Consider the following 18,370-nt stretch of genomic DNA (forward strand, 5'->3'; position numbering starts at 1 on the left):
CGACTAGACACGAACCGCAATCGGGGTTCGATTGGGATTCACCTCATAACTCGCGGGAACCAGCATCGATTTCCCCGTCATTTCTGGAGGCTGAGGTAGGCCGAGAATCTGAAGAATCGTCGGGGCGATATCCGCCAAACGACCATCCTCTCGTAACACCACCTCACCCCCATAGCCAGGAATTTTAGCCCCTTCCCCTTCAATTAGGATAAAGGGAACCGGGTTCGTCGTGTGAGCCGTCCAGGGATTCCCCTGTTCATCCTTCATATACTCAGCATTGCCATGGTCCGCCGTAATCAGGGCGGTTCCTCCCACCTTACCAATACTATCCAAGAGGCGACCCAAACAGCGATCCACCGTACCAATCGCCTCCACCGAAGCCTCCATGATTCCCGTATGGCCCACCATATCCGGGTTGGCATAATTAATCACCACCAGAGAATAGACCCGTTGCGCGATCGCCTCCACCGCCACATCGGTCACCTCTTCAGCGGACATAGCGGGGGCGCGATCGTAGGTCGCCACCATAGGCGAATTAATCAAATGCCGATCTTCTCCCTCAAAGGGAGTTTCCCGACCGCCATTAAAGAAATAGGTCACATGAGCATACTTCTCCGTCTCAGCAGTCCGGAATTGCTTTAACCCATGATTGGCAACCACCTCTCCCAGAATGTTGGTCAAGTTTTGCGGCTCAAAGGCCACCAAAACTGGGAAATGGGGATCATACTGAGTAAAGGTCAGGAAATTCAGCGGCAGATACTCCCGCTCAAAGGCCATAAACTCAGGATCAACCAACGCCTGGGTCAGTTCTCGGGCCCGGTCTGGACGGAAATTATAGAAAATGACACTATCATTTGCCTCAATGGCTCCTTCCGCCACCCGAGTCGGCATCATAAACTCATCGGTAATCTCCTCAGCATAAGCCGCCTCAATCACCTCTTCCACGGATTGGTTGACCCGAGGCTCATTCTCAGTCAACACTCGATAGGCTTTTTCCACGCGATCCCAGCGGTGGTCTCGATCCATAGCATAGTAGCGACCACTGATCGTGACAATCTGCCCCACGCCCACCTCGTCGAGATGAGCTTGAATCTTGCGAATAACGGCACTCCCCGAATGAGGATTGGTATCTCGACCATCGGTAATGGCATGAATGCAGACCTGTTCAATGCCCTCAGCCTTGGCCCAATCAATCAATCCTAGGAGATGGTCCACATGGGAATGAACCCCCCCATCAGAACATAGACCAATCAGGTGAAGCTTACCCCCCGAGGTTTTAGTCGTCTGGCTAATCTTTTGAATAGCTGGGTTATCGCGGATTGTGCCCTCTTCAATGGCATCAGAAATCCGCACTAATTCCTGAGGAACCACCCGTCCCGAGCCGAGATTCAAATGTCCCACCTCGGAATTGCCCATTTGTCCCATGGGCAGCCCCACATCCTTACCGGATGTCCGAATCGTGGTACGGGGGTAGGCGTTCCACAGGCTGTCCATTACGGGCGTATCGGCTGCGGCAATGGAGTTATTGGTGTGTTCTTCTCGATATCCCCAGCCGTCTAGAATCACCAGCACCACCGGAGACACAGGTGCTTGACTCATAATCTTGCTGCCCTTTCGCGATAAGAATTCAGTGCCATGATACCACTGAACCTTACCTCATGGCGTAGGAAAACTGCAACTTTTTAGCAAAAATCAGCCTCTTTCGTAATGGATTCATGGGAATTGCCGTCAATTACCCTTAATGGGAGACGCAAACTTGAGAACCGGCATCGGTTTTCACCACCTCTACATGGGTTTGAAAGGCCTCTTTGAGATGGGGAATATGAGTGACCGCCAGAATACAGGCAAAATCTGGGGCGATCGCCTCAATGGCGGACACCAATCGCTCACAGCCACGGTCATCCTGAGTGCCAAACCCCTCATCAATCACCAATAACTGCAACGCCGCCCCCGAACGCTGAGCCAGGAGTTTAGCTAGAGCTAAGCGAATGGCAAAGTTAATGCGAAAGGCCTCCCCCCCAGAATAGGTTTCATAGGCCCGAGTTCCCCGGGCATCGGCGATATAAATATCCAGGGTATCAATGAGCTTGCGGCTTTTCTTACTGCCTTTCGAGGCCCGTTGGGTCACAAACTGCACATGAAGTTGATTGGCACTGAGACGGGCTAAAAACTGATTCGCTTCCGCCTCCAATTGGGGCAGTACCGTCTCAATCGTCAGGGCTTGGATGCCATTCTTCCCAAACGCCTGACTCAACTCCTGATACACCCGATGCTGTCGTTGACTGCGGGCCAACTGCTGCCGCTGTTCCTCTAAATGGGCCTGTTGGGCCTGACGATGTTGTTGTTGTTGCTGCAACCGCCCTAACTGAGATGAACGCTCATTCAGATGCGATCGCCCCTGTTCCAGTTGAGCCTGCACCTGGGCCATCTCCTGAGAACAATCGGGAGAGTCCGCCAGAGCCGCTTGAGTCTCCTGCATCTGCGCTCGCCATTGCTCTAACTCCCGTTGTCGTCCCTCCAGGCGTTCAGCCAAATGCTCTAACTGAGTCTTAACCCCCGGTAAGGCCTGCTGAGCATTCTCTAACAATTGCCATTGCGATCGCCATCCCTCGGCCTGATCCAACTGCTGACGCAACTGACGATGAGCCTCCACATCATAGTCAAGGCTCCTAATATACTGTTGCAAATCCCGTAACTCTCGCGCCGTCTCCCCCTCACTAGCCAACTCCTGGAGAGCCTGCTCCCGGACCGCCACCGTCGCTTCTAACTCCGGTCGTTGCTCCTGCAACTGCTGCATCTGTCGCCGAGACTGCTCCAGTTGGGCATTCTGTAAATCCGCCCAGCGGTAGCGTTCCACCGCCCCCCGAGCCAACGCTAACTCCCGCTCATCATAGTTCAGGACTGCCAACTGCTCCTCTACACTGGCCAACTCCTCAGCAATTCCCGGAGCATAATCTCCCTCGGCCAGGGCCTGGGCCAGCTCTTGGCTCTCAGCGTGCAGCTTCTGCAAGAGGTCCCATTCCTCCTGAGTCGCGGCCAATTGTGCCTGTCGTTGCCCCCGTTCTTCCCGTAGGCGGTCATAATCTCCTAATTGCTGTTCCAGTTGGCGATATTCCTGACGCAACACCTGAATTTCCCGTTCCGAAATGGCGATTTGCTCTTGAATCAGCCACTGTTGATGTCGCAGTTCTTGATGCTGCTGCTCATGTTTTCCCGCCACCAACTGCCAATGATGTTCATCTAGGGGGCGATCGCACAGAGGACAAGCCGCATCAGGAGTTTGCAACAAGCTCCGTTTCTGTTCCATCTCCTCCAAGCGGCGTTGCTGCTCCTGAAGACTGCCATGCAACCCATCGAGAAAACTGCGCCGTTCCAGGCCTTTCTCCTTCACCCGTTTGTGATATACCCGCAATTTGTCCAGAGCCTCAATCTGCTCACTCACCTGAGCCAGAGCCTCCTCCAGTTGTGGCCGTTGGGCCTGACGTTGTTCCAGTTGGGCCTGTCGCTGTTGCAGCTGCTCTAAACGGGCTTCGAGTTGGGCCCGGACGCGATCGCGTTCCCCTTGCAGTCGTTGTTGACGCTGTTGTAGAGGAGCCGCCTGACTGTAGCAATGTTCCATCTCCTGCAACTGCGCTTTCGCCTTAGCCAGTTGGGCCAGTCCCGCTTGAATTTGTGGTTCCCGTTGTAAACTCTGCTGCAACTGATCCAATTGGCGATCGCAGGCCTGGAGTTGAGCCTGTTCCTGATGCAATTGCTGTTGCAACTCCAGTTTCCGGCCATCCAACTCCTGACGCAGCCGACTCTCACGCTGACTCGCATCTTGATAGCGACTAAACCGTTCCGTCCAATCCCGCTCTTGGCTCAACAGGCGTTGATACTCCTGATATCCCCGTTCAATCTCCACCGCCTGCTCCAACACCGCCGTTAACTGGGCCTGTTGGGCCTGAAGTTGCTCCTGCTGTAGGCGATCGCGCTCATAATCCTCCTGGAGCCGTTCCCCCTGAGCCGCCGCCCAGTCTAACTGATGTTGCCAACGCTGTCGTTGAGCCTGTTGATGTTGAAGGTCCTGTAACCGGTCTGTTCGCTGAGACTGTTGAGCCTGTAACTCAGCCACCTGCGCCGCCACATCTTGCAAATCCTTCTCCAAATCCGGGTCAGCCGCCAAGGTCATCTCCAAGCGAGTCACCGCCTCCTGCAAGAGTTTCTCCTCAGTTTTCCCCTGTTTGGCAATCTCCCTCGCTCGCTCAGCCAGTTGATCATAGTGATCCAACTTCAACAAATCCACCAACACCTGTTTTCGCTGAGCCGCCTTCTTGACCATAAACTCATCGGCCTGGCCCTGACGCAGATAGGCAGAACTCAAAAACGTATCGTAGTCCAGCTTGAGCTGCTCAAGAATCTTCTGCTGAGTCGCTCGTAGGCCCTTGCCCGTAATCGAGCGGAATCCCTGACCCGTCTCAATTTGAAACTCCAGGGAACTCGACTGTCCCCGGCGGTGCGATCGCTTAATCCGAAAGACTTGCCCTTGAGATTCAAAGACAAAATCCACCCAAGCCTCTTTTTGGCCAATGCGGACAATATCATCTTCTGAGCTAGCTCGGGACTTGCCCCAAACCACCCAAGAAATGGCTTCCAGGAGGGAGGATTTTCCCGCGCCATTCTCCCCACAAATACAAGCCGTATGCAAGCCACTAAAATCGAGGCAGGCGGATTGGTAGCTAAAAAAATTGTGAAGCGTCAGCTGTAGAGGAATCATAATTAACGAAGCGCCGAGTTCCGGACTCTCTCACCCAGAGGCGAGGCTGCCAGGGCATCTCACCGGAGATATCTGTGGGAATAATGAGGTCGGGACAAACATTAAGTCGACTTCTATCGTGAAGTCCTAACGCCAATCTTAAAGCCCTTCCTGCCTAAAAGGGCCATTTTTGGGCAACTTTTCTTGGCTGCAAGCTTCCTGATACACTCAAAAACAAATCCTCAGGCCGTCCATCTCCCACCTCTCCAGAACAATTATTCTCATCCCTTGCGCCCTCATCTCGTTTTAACTTGCGCCATGAATCCTAATTCCGTTCGCTTTCTGCAACATCAAGCCGCCTCATTACTCCTCTACCAAGACGTCTTGAGCGGTGAGGCGGGAGCGGCCTTTGTTCAACTCCTCGATACCCTCTACCGTCACGACAAACCCAGCGCCTGTGTCTATGCCTACGCCCGTTGGTTTCGGGCCTTAGTGGCTCAGGGTCAGAGTTGGCAGGATTATTTAATTCAACGACTGCTCTATGATGATAATCCCTTCAGCCATCAGGCGCAGTTACATCCGTTCGAGACCCTCAATCCCACCCTGGTGCAAGCGGCCCAAGATGACTTAAGTGCCCTACAACATCTGGCCACCTGTGGCGGCCCCACCCTCAGTCAATGGGTGCGTCAGGTGACGAAATCTGACAGTTCCCTCGTCGCCATTCCCGATCGCATCAGTGAGCATCCTGTGCAATTTGGCCAAACTTGGAAAGAGTCCCTCCCCGATTTAGCCGCATTCCATCGCCAACGGGGTGCCGGGACCCTGGCTCAATATCACGTTCTCCGTTGGTCAGACTCCCGCCTACAGGGAGTCCCCGTGGCTGATCCCGTCCGCTTAAGCGAGTTGGCCGGCTATGAATCCCAAAAAGCGACCTTAATTGAGAATACCCAGCAATTGTTGGCCGGTGACCTTGCCCTTCATGTCTTGCTCTACGGCAGTCGTGGAACCGGCAAGTCCTCCCTCGTTAAAGCCTTGGTCAATGAGTATGGCGATCGCGGCTTACGACTTTTAGAGGTCAGGAAATCCCAACTCTATGACCTTCCTCAAATTAGTGAACGGTTACGAAATTTACCGCAAAAATTCATTTTATTTGTTGACGACCTCTCCTTTGAAGAGGATGACGACGCCTTTAAAGCCCTAAAAGTGGTCTTAGAAGGGACGGTGACCGCCCGGCCTCAAAATGTGGTGGTCTATGCCACCTCCAACCGTCGTCATCTGATTCGTGAGTTCTTTGAAGACCGCCCCCGCCCCAGTGCCGCCGCCGAAATTCATACCTGGGACACCGTTGAAGAAAAACTCTCCTTTAGCGATCGCTTCGGCTTAACCCTAACCTTTGAACCTCCCGACCAACGCCGCTATCTCGAAATTGTCCGCCATTTAGCCGGACAGCGCCGTCTAGACATCCCCCTCGAAGACCTCGACGCCCAAGCCCTACAATGGGCAACTCGTCATAATGGACGCTCCGGCCGCAGCGCCCGACAGTTTATTGAACAGCTACACCCTCAGCTCAACACCGAGGCAACTAGCGATGATCCCTGGAACGCATAATCCCGCAGGAATCCGGAAAAAATTTACATTAACTTAAAAATCTTATTAAAGAGTAAAACTCTCAGGAATATCTGACCAAAAATTCAAAGTTGAGTTAAGATGGAGCGTAATAAAAAGAGCGTTTAACTTATACTTTCTTTACAAATGGATGAAGTAATCAAGCTAGCGGGGATCGAGTACCAGGCAACCTCTGACCGCCGCGTCAAGACCTCAGCCCCACCCCGAGCCATGTCCCCCAAACTCGGGTCTTCCCGGATCAATCTCGGAAAATTCTTTGATTTATCCCCAGATCTGCTAGGAGTCATTGGTTCAGATAGTCATTTTAAACACCTCTCCCCCGCTTGGGAAAGTGTCTTAGGTCATAGCAGTCAGGAGATGAAATCTCGACCTTGGCTTGACTGGATTCATCGCGATGATCTTCAAAAAACGTTAAGTCATATTCATAACTTAGTCATTGTGGGTCAAGACAAAGTTAACTTTAAAAATCGCCTGCGTTGTCGCAACGGTAACTATCGCTGGCTCTCTTGGCAAGCTAACTACGACCCTCACAATCATTTAATTTATACCCAAGCCTCAGATTTAGGAGAACGTCCCGGTTGTAGTATTAGTCCCAATCTTTCAGGACAAAAATTTAACAGCCCAGAAGAACATTTCCGTTTGCTTGTTGATGGGGTGAAAGACCATGCCATCTACATGCTCGATCGCCATGGACGAGTCATTAGCTGGAACGCCGGTGCAGAACGCATCAACGGCTGGCAGGCCGATGAAATTATCGGTCAATTTAGCGATATCTTCTTCACCGTAGATAGCCGTCAGCAGGGAATCCCGGAAAGCGTGCTGCGGGTGGCTGCCACCTCCGGACGAGTGGAATTTGAAAACTGGCGGATGCGTAAGGATGGCTCCTGTTTTTGGGCCAATGTCACCTTATCGGCTCTGCAGGATGAACAGGGACAACTTCTCGGATATGCCACTATCACCCGAGATGTGACCGATCGCAAACAGGAAGAAGAAGCCTTACAACAGGCTTATGACAACCTAGAGAAACGAGTGGAAGAACGAACCGCAGAACTCCAAGCGGCCAACAGCCGACTGCGTGAAGAAGTCCAAATCCGCTCCCAAACCGAAGAAGCCCTACGTCAATCCCAGCAACGACTCACCCAGCAAGCCAGTCAACTGGAGACTACCCTACGGGAGTTACGCAACACCCAAGCCCAATTGATTCATACGGAAAAAATGTCGGGCCTAGGGCAGTTAGTGGCAGGAGTCGCCCATGAAATCAATAACCCCGTCGGGTTTATCCACGGCAACCTGGAACATGCCAGTCATTACGTCCAAGACCTGCTGCGACTGATTGACTGTTATCAGGAACATTACCCCAATCCTAGCCCGCAAATTCAGGCCGAACTTGAAGACATTGACTTGGACTTCATTGTGACAGATATGCCGAAACTGTTAGCATCCATGCATCAGGGAACCCGGCGGATTCAAACCATTGTTGAGTCCTTGTGCCATTTCTCAGGACTCAACGAAGCCCAGTACAAGCCGGTAGATTTGCATCAAGCCTTAAACAGTACCCTACGGGTGCTGCAACACCGCTTACAGGGCCATGGCCAAGAGCGGGCCATTGAACTCATCCGCGACTATGACCAGAGTTTAACGAAAGTGTACTGTTTCCCGGGGCAAGTGAATCAAGCCTTTGCGAACGTGATCACGAATGCCATTGATGCCTTGCGAGACCGGGAAAACGCCCGGAGCGAGGAGGAGTATATCCCCACCCTAACCGTTCAGACTCAACACTTGGGTGATCGAGTTCGCATCATCTTTGAAGATAATGGTCTGGGTATGGATGAGTCGGTGCGATCGCGCATCTTCGACCCCTTCTTCACCACCAAGCCGGTGGGCCGAGGTACGGGGTTAGGCCTGTCAACCACCTATCAAATCATTGTTGAAAAACATCGGGGACGTCTCAGTTGCACCTCCCAGTGTCAACAAGGAACTTCCATCGCCCTTGAACTTCCCCTAGATGCTAACGGCTAGAGTCCTCGGCCCCATCCTCAGCAGCGGTCTCTACTTATAAATCGGCATGACTCCCCGTTTCAGACGGTCAAGATAGTCGCGTAAGTCCCGTGCCACTTCATTGGAGAGAATAAATCCCCCCAACATATTGGGAAAGGCCATCGTCAGCAGCATCATATCACTGAAGTCTAGAACCGCTCCGAGATTGACGACTGACCCGACAAAGACACAGAGGACAAAAATAATTCGGTAGATTTGGGTTTGTTGCTCTCCAAAGAGATAAGTCCAGGCCCGCTCACCATAGTAACTCCAAGAAATCATCGTCGAGAACGCAAACAAGAAGACCGCCAGAGTCAGAATGACGGGAAACCAGCCAATCACCGTGCCAAAGGCCGCCGCCGTTAAATCAACCCCAGTGCGGTCTAAATCCTGATAGACGCCTGTAATCACCACCACTAGGGCCGTCATGTTACAGACCACTACCGTATCAATGAACGGCTCCAACAGAGCCACAATTCCCTCTCGGACCGGTTCCTCAGTGCGGGCCGCCGCATGGGCGATCGCCGCTGAACCAATCCCCGCTTCATTGGAGAAAACCGCCCGGCGTATCCCTTGAATCAGAACGCCAATGAACCCGCCCTCAACAGCTTCTGGGGTAAACGCGCCCGAAATAATGGTAGCGAAGGCATTGGGGACTTCTGAGATATTGGTGAGAATAATCCATAGAGCGGCTAAGACATACACCACACACATCGAAGGCACAATAGCCGCCGCCACCGAGCCAATGCGACGAATCCCTCCAATAATCACCAGGGCCACCAAAGTTGCTAGAAAAACCCCATAGAGCCAATTGGGGAGGGGAACGAAGTCCGAGACGGCGGAGAAGGACTGGTTGGCCTGAAACATATTCCCGCCTCCCAAAGAGCCGCCGATGCAGAGAATGGCAAATAGGATCGCCAAAACCTTTCCGAGGGGTTCTAGGCCCCGTTGGGCCAGACCTTGGGAGAGGTAGTACATGGGGCCCCCAGCAATGCGACCATCAGAATAGACAGTCCGATATTTTTGGGCTAACGTACATTCGACAAACTTGCTGGTCATGCCAAATATTCCTGCCAGGGTCATCCAAAAGACAGCTCCTGGGCCCCCGGTCTGGACGGCGATCGCCACCCCAGCAATGTTCCCTAAACCCACCGTGGCCGAGAGCGCGGCAGACAGGGCTTGAAAGTGGGTCAGTTCGCCATCTTCATCAGGATCGTCATAATGACCGGCTACCACGTAAATGGCGTGTTTAAAGGCGCGGATATTGACAAAACTCATCCGCAAGGTAAAAAACACCGCCCCACCAATGAGCCAGAGGACAATCAGGGGAATTCCCCCCAGGCTAAAAAAGAGAACCCCTGCCATGGCATCAACCAGAGCGCTGAAAATATTATCAATTAGCTCTAAAATGTTACCTGAGCCGTTTAGAGATTCCTCCGCTGCTTCCTGGGCGATCGCCGCTGTGGGCAAGGCCAGTAACAGGATAAACAGTAACCAACGTTGTTTCATCTTGGGATATCCCGAATAATGTCAGTAAATCTGAATTGGAGTTCACTCTACCAAATCTTCTGAATCTTCGGTGCTTGGTTGCCGGATTGTCACGGCGATCGCCCCTGGCAAATTAATCCTCAGATGGTAGCATCTCAAACAGTCCCAGAGTTCTAGGTATGTTAGTTTCCACATCCACAAGCGCCTCGTTACTAGAGGATAGAGGGGACGAGAGGCTGATGCCAATGGTATAGTCTCCCGGAGGTAACGTCACCGGAAAGGAGACAAACTGAAGATCGCGAATCGTTTTTCCAGGTTCAATGGGAGCGTCTCGCAAAAAGCCCTGAAGAATCACTCGGGGAATCACCATCACTGAAGTATTTTCCTGTTGAATCGTCAGGCTAAAGGTGGTCTGAGAGGGAATCTCTTGAATAATATCCCAATATAAGGTTAGTTCAAGGTCATCTCCTGGAGTCAGGCGGTCGGAAGCGAGGGTATAACCTTGCAATTGTAGTCCCTCCGATTCAATCGGTTCCTGAGCCATGATGAGATTCCGCATCTCTTCCGGGCGGGCGATCGGTCCTAAATAAATCGACGCATAGTTAATGCCATTGAGTTCAATAGTATGTAATGGCTCTTGACGTGCAAAATACTCAAATACTTCTGGATTCGGGATTTTTCGCTGGACTTGATTGACATAGAAAATCAAGAAATTGGCATTTCGTAACCAACGCTGTGTTAGTCCTCCTCTGAACCCTCTAGGAATTTCTAACGCCTCTCCTGTAAGATAAGGCCCTAAAACACTTCGGTATCGACTTGCTGCCACTAGCTCACTAGAATTGTCTTGCTGGTTCAACCAATCAGCGGCTAAATCTAAGGCTTCCCCATTGCCCATCATCAGAACAAAGCGAGCTGTATTTGCACCTCCAATTAGGGGATTGTAGTAGCTAATGTAGTAGGGAAAAAATGGAGCAATCGTCAAACCCTGGATAATCAATAGTACTCCAGACACTTGAAAAACCGTTCGCCAACTCATCGGGACTAGATTCGATATCAGTTGGGGGAATGTATGGTGAATCCACATCGCTAGTTTTTGGACTGTAAATCGGCAGGCGATCGCCGCATTAAGTGCCAGAAAGGGGACAATCGGTAAAATGTAGCGATCCAGTTTGTTGCCAGGAATTGATAAAATCAATAAAAATGATAAAATCAAGATAAAATTAGCAATAATCTGTTTATGATAAAGGCTCTCATCTCGCCATGAAGGAAACAGAGCCATAATCCCTGAAATTGAAGCCCCAATCAGTAAGATTGGGGATAAGCGGTAGAGTAGCACTACAGGGTAAAATAAAGCATTAATTCTAGAGGTTGAGCGTCCCAAAAAAAAATAAAAATCCTCGCTCTGTTTCCCCTCGTAAGTCTTCCAGCAAATGACTAATTGTTTCAAGAGGTGCGACCCACATAGCTGGCCAAATTAGAATAAACGTAACTAAAATACAGAGACCCCAAACCCCGATATCTTTAGCCTGGTTAACCCATCCTTGTTTAAAGAATAAAGGCTTAAAGTAGTTCAGTTCTGTGAGGAGAGCAAGGCTTACCAAACCGGGAAAGATTAAGATGCTCGTCGTCTTAGTTCCAATTGCTAACCCCATCATGACTCCAGACACAATAAGGTGGATTCGTCCTGAGGTTGACCGCCAATGCAAAAATAGGGCTAAAACACTGACTAGAATAAACCCGCATTGTAGGGAATCAGTAATAAGTAACCGCTGATAGGCTAGAAAAAAGGGTTCAAATACCAGAATTGAGGCAGTAATCAGGGCAATTTTTTGATTGAGAACATGGGATAATAGCCAAATTCCACTCGTAATCAACCCAGAGGTTAGTATCGCTTGAATCCAACGTGTAATAACATAAGTTTCAACTGAGATAAAGTTGTTAGCTCTCACAAGACGAGCACAATGGCTCAGGGACTCAAAATTTAGGATATGATGAGGGCCGTCCCAGGTATCGGCTAGACAGCCTAAAGTGATTCCGAAGCCATTAACCCACATTGTGGGAACTCCGGGATGATGCTGAAAATAGGTATCTGATAAATTCCCTGAGGAGAGCTGTGTCCAAAAGTTAAGACCACGCAACAGCCAGAGATTTTCATCAACATTAATGGGAACCTTGGCCGCAATAACTCGGGTGAGCAAGAGAACTAAAAAAGTAAGGATAATCCCAAGCCGTTCACGACTTTTTTTGACCTTGTTTTTATAAGCATATTCCATAATCCAAACCTGCTCAGCAGGACAGCTAAACCTCAAGGGAGAACTCATCAGCGTCAGAGGTCATTCCCAAGATGCTCGCAATTTTTAGGAATGTCAAGATTTCCTCGGAATAGATGCTACAGTCCTCCGCTCCGACAGCCGTGGTTTAGGGCTATAGATAAAAAACTCCCAGTTTTGCCATAAAACCGGGAGTTTGGACTCATATTCTAAACCTCACTTAAGTCATCGCCTTGGGACAGAGCCAGTCCTCGGGGATTCCAGAGGGCCAACCCCGTTTCATCGCTTCTAAGCAGACGCCATGAATCGTGAGCTGACAGTCTAGGAGATGGAATCCCTCTTTATTGGTTGTCTTGACACCAATTTTCAAGACGGAATCACTCTTAAACTCAATGGTCTTATTACATTTGACACAAACCAAATGATGATGGTGGTGGGGATAAGGCTGATTGATTTCATAATGCTTATGTCCTTCAGCCAGTTCTAGCTCCCGCAATAAGCCCAAATGGGTCATCAACTTCAGAGAGCGATAGACCGTTGACAAGCTGATTTTGGGTTTATCCTGATGGTCTTGAAGCTTGTGATGCAGTTCCTCTGCGCTCAAATGCTCTCCCTTCGGGAGTTGCTGAAAAATTCTGAGAATTTCTTCACGCTGAGGAGTCAACCGCAATCCCAGTTGGTTGAGTTCCGCTTTAAAAGCTTCGCTATTATAAGCGTACATTGTGGCTAGATTTTTACTTATATTTCTTACTCTTTATGGTAGTTCTTTTAACAGTTAATGTCAACAATTCGGGCTTTGTTGAGAATTTATGGCTATAAGCTCTAGTTGATTATCATTCTCAAATAAGACCAACTCCGAGAGGAGGAGTTGGTCTGCGGTGGTTGATTGGGGCAGAGGAGCGGCTCAGATTAAGACTTTGAGCCGGTTGGTTAGACTTCTAACTCTTCCAGCATGAGCTTGGAATGACGTAATTGAGCAGGAACAGGAATGGGATAGTCTCCGGTAAAGCAGGCGGAACAGAACTGACTCGGATCTTGTTGCGTCGCTTCAAGCATTCCCTCCCAACTCAGGTAAGCCAGAGAGTCGACACCGATTTGAGCCGCAATTTCATCCACGGACTTTGTGGCTGCAATCAGTTGTTTCTGGTCATCGGTATCAATGCCATAGAAACAGGGGTGGGTGACCGGTGGCGAGGAGACTCGCATATGCACTTCTTTGGCTCCAGCATCCCGTAGGGCTTTCACGAGCTTGCGGCTCGTGGTTCCCCGGACAATGGAGTCATCGACAATAATCAACCGTTGCCCCTCTAAAACATCTTTCAGGGGATTGAGCTTCATGCGAATGCCGGACTCTCGCATATGTTGGGTGGGTTGAATGAAGGTTCGTCCCACATAGCGATTTTTAATCAGCCCTTCGGCGTAGGAAATTTTGGACGTTCGAGAATAGCCGATCGCCGCCGGGATGCCGGAATCCGGTACACCGATGACGAGATCCGCATCCACTGGGGATTCTGTGGCTAAGACATTGCCAATCCGCATCCGATAGCTGTAGAGACTTTCTTCGTTCATCATGCTGTCAGGACGAGCGAAGTAAATCATCTCAAAGACGCAGAGTTTGGGGGTGGGATTCTCTGTCCAACGTTCAGAACAGAGTCCGTCAGCGTTGGCGAATACCAGTTCACCGGGATTGACATTGCGTAGGTAGCTGGCCCCGATAATGTCTAAGCCACAGGTTTCTGAGGCGAAGACATAGTAGTTGGGGTTGGTGTCTAAACTCCCAATTACCAAGGGACGAACTCCATGGGGATCACGGGTCGCAAAGATGCCAATGGGAGTGCCAATAACGAGACTGAATGCCCCTTGGCATTGTCGTAACGCAGTTTGGATGGCTTGATGCCAATCGTGACCGCGATCCACTTCTGAGGCAATGAGGATAGCGATCGCCTCGGAGTCACTGGTGGTCACGCAGTTACAATTGCGCCGTTCAAGTTCCTGTCGCAACTCCCGCGTATTGACCAAGTTGCCGTTATGTGCCAGGCTTAAAGTCCCCAAACGAGTATCGACCAAGGCGGGTTGGGCATTTTGGACATGACTGGAGCCGGTGGTGGAATAGCGATTATGGCCCACGGCCATGGTTCCCGGTAATTGGCTGAGGATATCTTCGTTAAAGACCCGAGAGACCAGACCCATTTCCTTATAACAGTGAACCTGGCCTTGTTGATCAAAGGTTGCAATCCCCGCTGACTCCTGTCCACGATGTTGAAGGGCATAGAGTCCGAAGTAGGTCAGTTTGGCGACATCTTCATCTGGGGCGTAAAGCCCAAAGACGCCACAGGCCTCTTCGGGTTTATCGGGGTGTAAATCATCATGGAGGGGGGAAGGATTGGACATCATTGATTGAGAACCGTTCCTCAGTATGGGGCTAGTTAGGGAAAATGATCGACAGACGTGCAGCGCAGAAGACGCACTCCATCATGGTCGACTACCTACAATGTATCGTTTTGTCGGATGGCAAAACGAAGGAATTGAGCTTAGGCGAAGGTTAATCCTGTCTTAATTTAACCGCAATTTGGGCTGAATTGACGGGTAAGTTGGAGCCTCACTCCCGTTTCGAGGTGATTCCTCTGTTGCCTATGTACTCCATAAAAGAGCGATCGCCCCCCTCGGAGCGATCGCTCTTCAACTCAGTCTTAGGATAGGTTGAACCCCTAAGCGGTCAATTCCCCCCGCTGAGGAAAGCCAATCTAGTGAATTTAGAGAACACCGGCGCTTTGTAAGCCTAAAATTGCGCCAACCCCGAGAATATGACCGAAACTGGTGGTGGCAAGAATGGCGGGAATGCCAAAGCCACCAAAAAGATTAGGAGAAGGAGCCTGGGGGCCAACGCTGGGATATTTAATCGAGTACTTGCCGATGGCGATCGCCAGAATATTACAGACAACCATGACAATGGCAATACTGGGACTCCAGGCTGAGGTGGTGGGGGTGAGAGCGAAAACAAGATTATGGAGCATAAGAATCTAAGTTTTTATAAACAGTGGTTTGAACGAACGATGATGGCGATCGCAGGGCAAACAGAGCGATCAACCCCTCATTGCCTTTCTTTCGTACCAGATTTAGCCAGATTTCAACAGATTTTGTTGCATCAATTTACATTGCCCCGATTAGCTGTCCTAACCCCAGCCCCCCCCAGGAAACGATCGCGCTAGAGTCAAGAGACGACCTCTTATCTTTGGAGTCCTCTCCCCCATGTCCCACTCACTCCTATCTCTGGCTGTACGGCTAACCGGAGCTACCCTCGCCACCCTCGCCGTCTCCTCAAGCATCCCCTTGAGTCTAGCCAGCGTCCCGTTGTCCAGTCAGCATCACCCAGCCAGCAGACCGCCGGGCCAATGGCAACTTCGCTATTGGAATCAAGATCCCCTCAATCCAGAATTGCCCAGCATCTCTCTGGAGATCAACGACGACGAAGTCAGGGGTTCAGCCGGATGTAACCATTACTTTGGTTCAATTGAGCGAGACGGGGGACGGCATTTCAGTCTAGGACCCTTGGCCAGTACCCGCCGAGGCTGTGAGGTGAGCCTGATGGAGCGTGAATACGAGTATCTCCAGGCCCTGGGGGCTGTCCAAAAATATGGTTTTACCCCTGACGGGAACCTGTGGCTCGCCTATGATTCACAATCAGGAACCGGAACCTTAGAATTTTCCCAAGTAGAGGGGTCCTGATAAAATAACGATTCTCTCAGCGACCCCGTTCCCACCGCATCACCCCCATCTCAAGTCCCCCATGTCTTTTCTCTTTGGCCAAGCCCAACCCCTACAAGCCATGATTATCGGTGCCAATCGTGGCATTGGCCTGGGGTTTATCCGTCATCTTCTCGCCGATCCCCGTATCGGAACCCTCTATGGAACCTATCGCCAACCGGACCGGGCCCAAGACCTATTGCAACTGGCCCAATCCGGGGGCGATCGCCTCATTCCCGTGCAACTTGATGTTACCCAAGAGAGAGAAATCGCCCAATGGAGCGATCGCCTCCAACAACACCAGCAACCCCTGCATCTGCTCATCAACTGCGTCGGCGTTCTCCATGACGGCCCCGACATCCAGCCCGAGAAAAGCCTACGTCACATCGACAGCGATCGCCTCCTCCACTACTTCCAAGTCAATAGCATCCCCAGCGTTCTCCTCGCCAAACACCTCATGCCCCTCTTTCGCCACCCACAGCCGAGTCTCTTCGCCAGCATCTCCGCCAAAGTCGGCAGCATTGGCGACAACTCTCTCGGCGGCTGGTATGGCTATCGGGCTTCCAAAGCCGCCCTGAACATGCTCATGCACACCACGGCGATCGAATATGCCCGCCGCTGTCCCCAAACCTGCGTCGTCTGTCTCCACCCAGGAACTACCGACACCGATCTCTCCCAACCCTTCCAAGCCAACGTCCCCCCCGGAAAACTCTTTCCCGTCAAGAAAACCGTCAGCCAACTGATGCAAGTCATCGAACGCCTCACCCTCAACGACAGCGGTCAATTCTTCTCCTGGGATGGACAGCCCCTACCCTGGTAAGCCATCTCCGGCAGCAAAAAGAAATGATACTCTGAATCCAGACCCATATTAGGAGATACTACCCGTGGCAAAACCGCCCGCAGCAACCGACAAAGGCTTTGGTCAATCCAGCAACTCCGACAAAAAATCCCAAGCCAAGAGCAACAGCTCAGCCGGGGGTAACTTTGGCTTTACCCCCAACGCTGAAGTTTGGAACGGTCGCCTAGCCATGTTGGGCTTTGTCGCCGTCGTTCTGACCGAACTGATTACCCACCAAGGCATTCTCACCTTTTGGGGCTTACGCTAAGTTCCCTGTCCGTCCTTAACATGGCGGATCTCAATTTCCGTATGTACATTCCCACGGGGAAGAAAATCAGCCCGAAGGGTGACCTCTAACGGGTCACAGGCCGCCACAAAATCATCCAGAATTTGATTAGCGGATTCCTCGTGGGAAATGTAGCGATCGCGGTAACCATTGACATAGAGCTTAAGAGCCTTCAATTCCACCACCGTCTCATCCGGCACATACAGCAGATGAATCGTGGCAAAATCGGGATAGCCCGAAAAGGGGCATTTACAGGTAAACTCCGGCAACGTCACCCGAATCTCATACCGTCGTCCCGGACGCGGATTGGGAAAAGTAATTAGTTGTCCCTCCTGAATCTCCCGTTCCCCATATTTCATCGAAGAAGACTCAGCGGAAGGCGTACCCGTCGACGGGGTTTGTGAATCGTGCATTCTCTGTGATGGTAAATTATTGATGGTGGTAGCTGTTGGAGTCGCCAGTTCCAGCATTCTGACCGATATTTCTCCCTAAGAATAGCAAGCAACCCATGCAACATCCAAACCCTCACGGTTCCGGCAATCCCAACGGGCAATCTCCCTCCGTGCCCCTAACCGTCTATCGGGAACTCGCCGCCGAGTTGCAGGCCACCCAGGCCATGCTGGACTCTCTCCATGCCCAAAACCAACAGCTGAGTCGGGAAAACCAAAATCTATCCCACCAGAACCAACAACTGCTCAGTGAAGTTCACAACGTCGTCAACTCAGCCCTAAGCCTCGGGCAAATCGCCGACGCCCTGCATGGAGCCACCCATGCCCCAGCGGACCTATCTCCCCAGAGCCACAGCAGTCCTCGCCGCAGCGAAGCACTCCCCCAACTCGATCGCCCTCAGGGAACTCTCCCCGCCAACCCTCCCAAACCCGGACAATCCCAAGACCCCCTCAGCAACCTCCCCCCCCTCTATCCCAACAATTCCCCCAGTCGCCAACCCTCCAACCCCACCCCACGCCCCCGATTCCCCGCCGTAGAACTCAATGGCGTAGGAAACGAGTTATCAGCCAAAGGCGGCCTGTGGCTATTAATCGCCATTTTTGCCATTATCATTACCGCCTTCGGGGCAGGCTATTGGTTCATGCGACCCATTTACGAGCGACTCCTCCAACCCCAATCATCCCCCCAACCCCAACCCCAACAACCCTATCGACCCTAACCCACTCCCCATAGCACCCTTTGATTGCCTATTGCCTATTGCCTATTGCCTATTGCCTATTGCCTATTGCCTATTGCCTATTGCCTATTGCCTATTGCCTATTGCCTGTTCCCTGTTCCCTATTCCCTGTTCCCTGTTCCCTCTCCACCAAGAAAACCCCAGCCCCTGCAAGAGACTG

Annotated in this window: 15 protein-coding genes; 6 read left to right on the forward strand and 9 right to left on the reverse strand. The window is 51.3% G+C overall.

Annotated features, from left to right (window positions below):
* Positions 1-3: 3 nt before the first annotated feature.
* Together gpmI and sbcC are read right to left on the reverse strand one after the other, a co-directional pair.
* Positions 4-1,599, reverse strand: coding sequence for a 2,3-bisphosphoglycerate-independent phosphoglycerate mutase (gene gpmI, locus NEA10_RS04555; RefSeq protein WP_252664080.1), 1,596 nt, complete (start codon positions 1,597-1,599; stop codon positions 4-6).
* A gap of 139 nt (positions 1,600-1,738) precedes the next feature.
* On the reverse strand, positions 1,739-4,756 hold the full coding sequence (sbcC, locus tag NEA10_RS04560; RefSeq protein ID WP_252664081.1) for an exonuclease subunit SbcC: 3,018 nt from the start codon (positions 4,754-4,756) through the stop codon (positions 1,739-1,741).
* Between the two features lie 297 nt (positions 4,757-5,053).
* Here sbcC and NEA10_RS04565 point away from each other — a divergent pair, with 297 nt between their 5' ends.
* Together NEA10_RS04565 and NEA10_RS04570 are read left to right on the forward strand one after the other, a co-directional pair.
* A complete protein-coding gene (locus tag NEA10_RS04565) occupies positions 5,054-6,343 on the forward strand; it encodes an ATP-binding protein (RefSeq protein ID WP_252664082.1) in 1,290 nt (429 codons plus the stop codon).
* A 144-nt stretch (positions 6,344-6,487) separates the two neighbouring features.
* Complete coding sequence (locus NEA10_RS04570; RefSeq protein ID WP_252664083.1) at positions 6,488-8,380, forward strand: PAS domain-containing sensor histidine kinase; 1,893 nt, start codon at positions 6,488-6,490, stop codon at positions 8,378-8,380.
* Positions 8,381-8,410: 30 nt separating this feature from the next.
* On the opposite strand, the gene NEA10_RS04575 is transcribed toward NEA10_RS04570, so the two are convergent.
* The 6 genes from NEA10_RS04575 to psaK all read right to left on the reverse strand — a co-directional run bounded on the left by NEA10_RS04575 (position 8,411) and on the right by psaK (position 15,170).
* Entirely contained in the window at positions 8,411-9,907 is a 1,497-nt protein-coding gene (locus NEA10_RS04575) for an alanine/glycine:cation symporter family protein (RefSeq protein ID WP_252664084.1), read from the reverse strand.
* Between the two features lie 112 nt (positions 9,908-10,019).
* Positions 10,020-11,165 (reverse strand): hypothetical protein, encoded by a 1,146-nt coding sequence (locus tag NEA10_RS04580; protein WP_252664085.1) that lies wholly within the window; start codon positions 11,163-11,165, stop codon positions 10,020-10,022.
* A gap of 82 nt (positions 11,166-11,247) precedes the next feature.
* A complete protein-coding gene (locus NEA10_RS04585; RefSeq protein ID WP_252664086.1) occupies positions 11,248-12,207 on the reverse strand; it encodes an ArnT family glycosyltransferase in 960 nt (319 codons plus the stop codon).
* 169 nt (positions 12,208-12,376) lie between these two features.
* Positions 12,377-12,877, reverse strand: coding sequence for a Fur family transcriptional regulator (locus tag NEA10_RS04590; RefSeq protein ID WP_252664087.1), 501 nt, complete (start codon positions 12,875-12,877; stop codon positions 12,377-12,379).
* A 209-nt stretch (positions 12,878-13,086) separates the two neighbouring features.
* Complete coding sequence (gene purF / locus NEA10_RS04595) at positions 13,087-14,550, reverse strand: amidophosphoribosyltransferase (protein ID WP_252664088.1); 1,464 nt, start codon at positions 14,548-14,550, stop codon at positions 13,087-13,089.
* A gap of 359 nt (positions 14,551-14,909) precedes the next feature.
* Entirely contained in the window at positions 14,910-15,170 is a 261-nt protein-coding gene (psaK, locus tag NEA10_RS04600; protein WP_252664089.1) for a photosystem I reaction center subunit PsaK, read from the reverse strand.
* 235 nt (positions 15,171-15,405) lie between these two features.
* On the opposite strand from psaK, the gene NEA10_RS04605 reads away from it, so the two are divergent.
* From NEA10_RS04605 to NEA10_RS20960, 3 genes are all read left to right on the forward strand, one after another.
* Entirely contained in the window at positions 15,406-15,882 is a 477-nt protein-coding gene (locus NEA10_RS04605; RefSeq protein WP_252664090.1) for an META domain-containing protein, read from the forward strand.
* A gap of 61 nt (positions 15,883-15,943) precedes the next feature.
* Positions 15,944-16,720 carry an SDR family NAD(P)-dependent oxidoreductase gene (locus NEA10_RS04610; RefSeq protein ID WP_252664091.1) on the forward strand — a complete coding sequence of 259 codons (777 nt, stop codon included), beginning with the start codon at positions 15,944-15,946 and terminating at the stop codon, positions 16,718-16,720.
* Between the two features lie 64 nt (positions 16,721-16,784).
* Positions 16,785-17,006 (forward strand): CAB/ELIP/HLIP family chlorophyll-binding protein, encoded by a 222-nt coding sequence (locus NEA10_RS20960; protein ID WP_309494645.1) that lies wholly within the window; start codon positions 16,785-16,787, stop codon positions 17,004-17,006.
* Here the strand turns inward: NEA10_RS20960 and queF are convergent.
* Complete coding sequence (gene queF / locus NEA10_RS04620) at positions 17,003-17,437, reverse strand: preQ(1) synthase (RefSeq protein ID WP_252664092.1); 435 nt, start codon at positions 17,435-17,437, stop codon at positions 17,003-17,005. The genes NEA10_RS20960 and queF overlap by 4 nt on opposite strands.
* A gap of 95 nt (positions 17,438-17,532) precedes the next feature.
* Between queF and NEA10_RS04625 the strand changes: the two genes are divergently transcribed.
* Complete coding sequence (locus tag NEA10_RS04625; RefSeq protein WP_252664093.1) at positions 17,533-18,192, forward strand: hypothetical protein; 660 nt, start codon at positions 17,533-17,535, stop codon at positions 18,190-18,192.
* The last annotated feature ends 178 nt before the right edge of the window (positions 18,193-18,370 follow it).

This window comes from Phormidium yuhuli AB48, from assembly GCF_023983615.1.
GTDB lineage: Bacteria > Cyanobacteriota > Cyanobacteriia > Cyanobacteriales > Geitlerinemataceae > Sodalinema > Sodalinema yuhuli.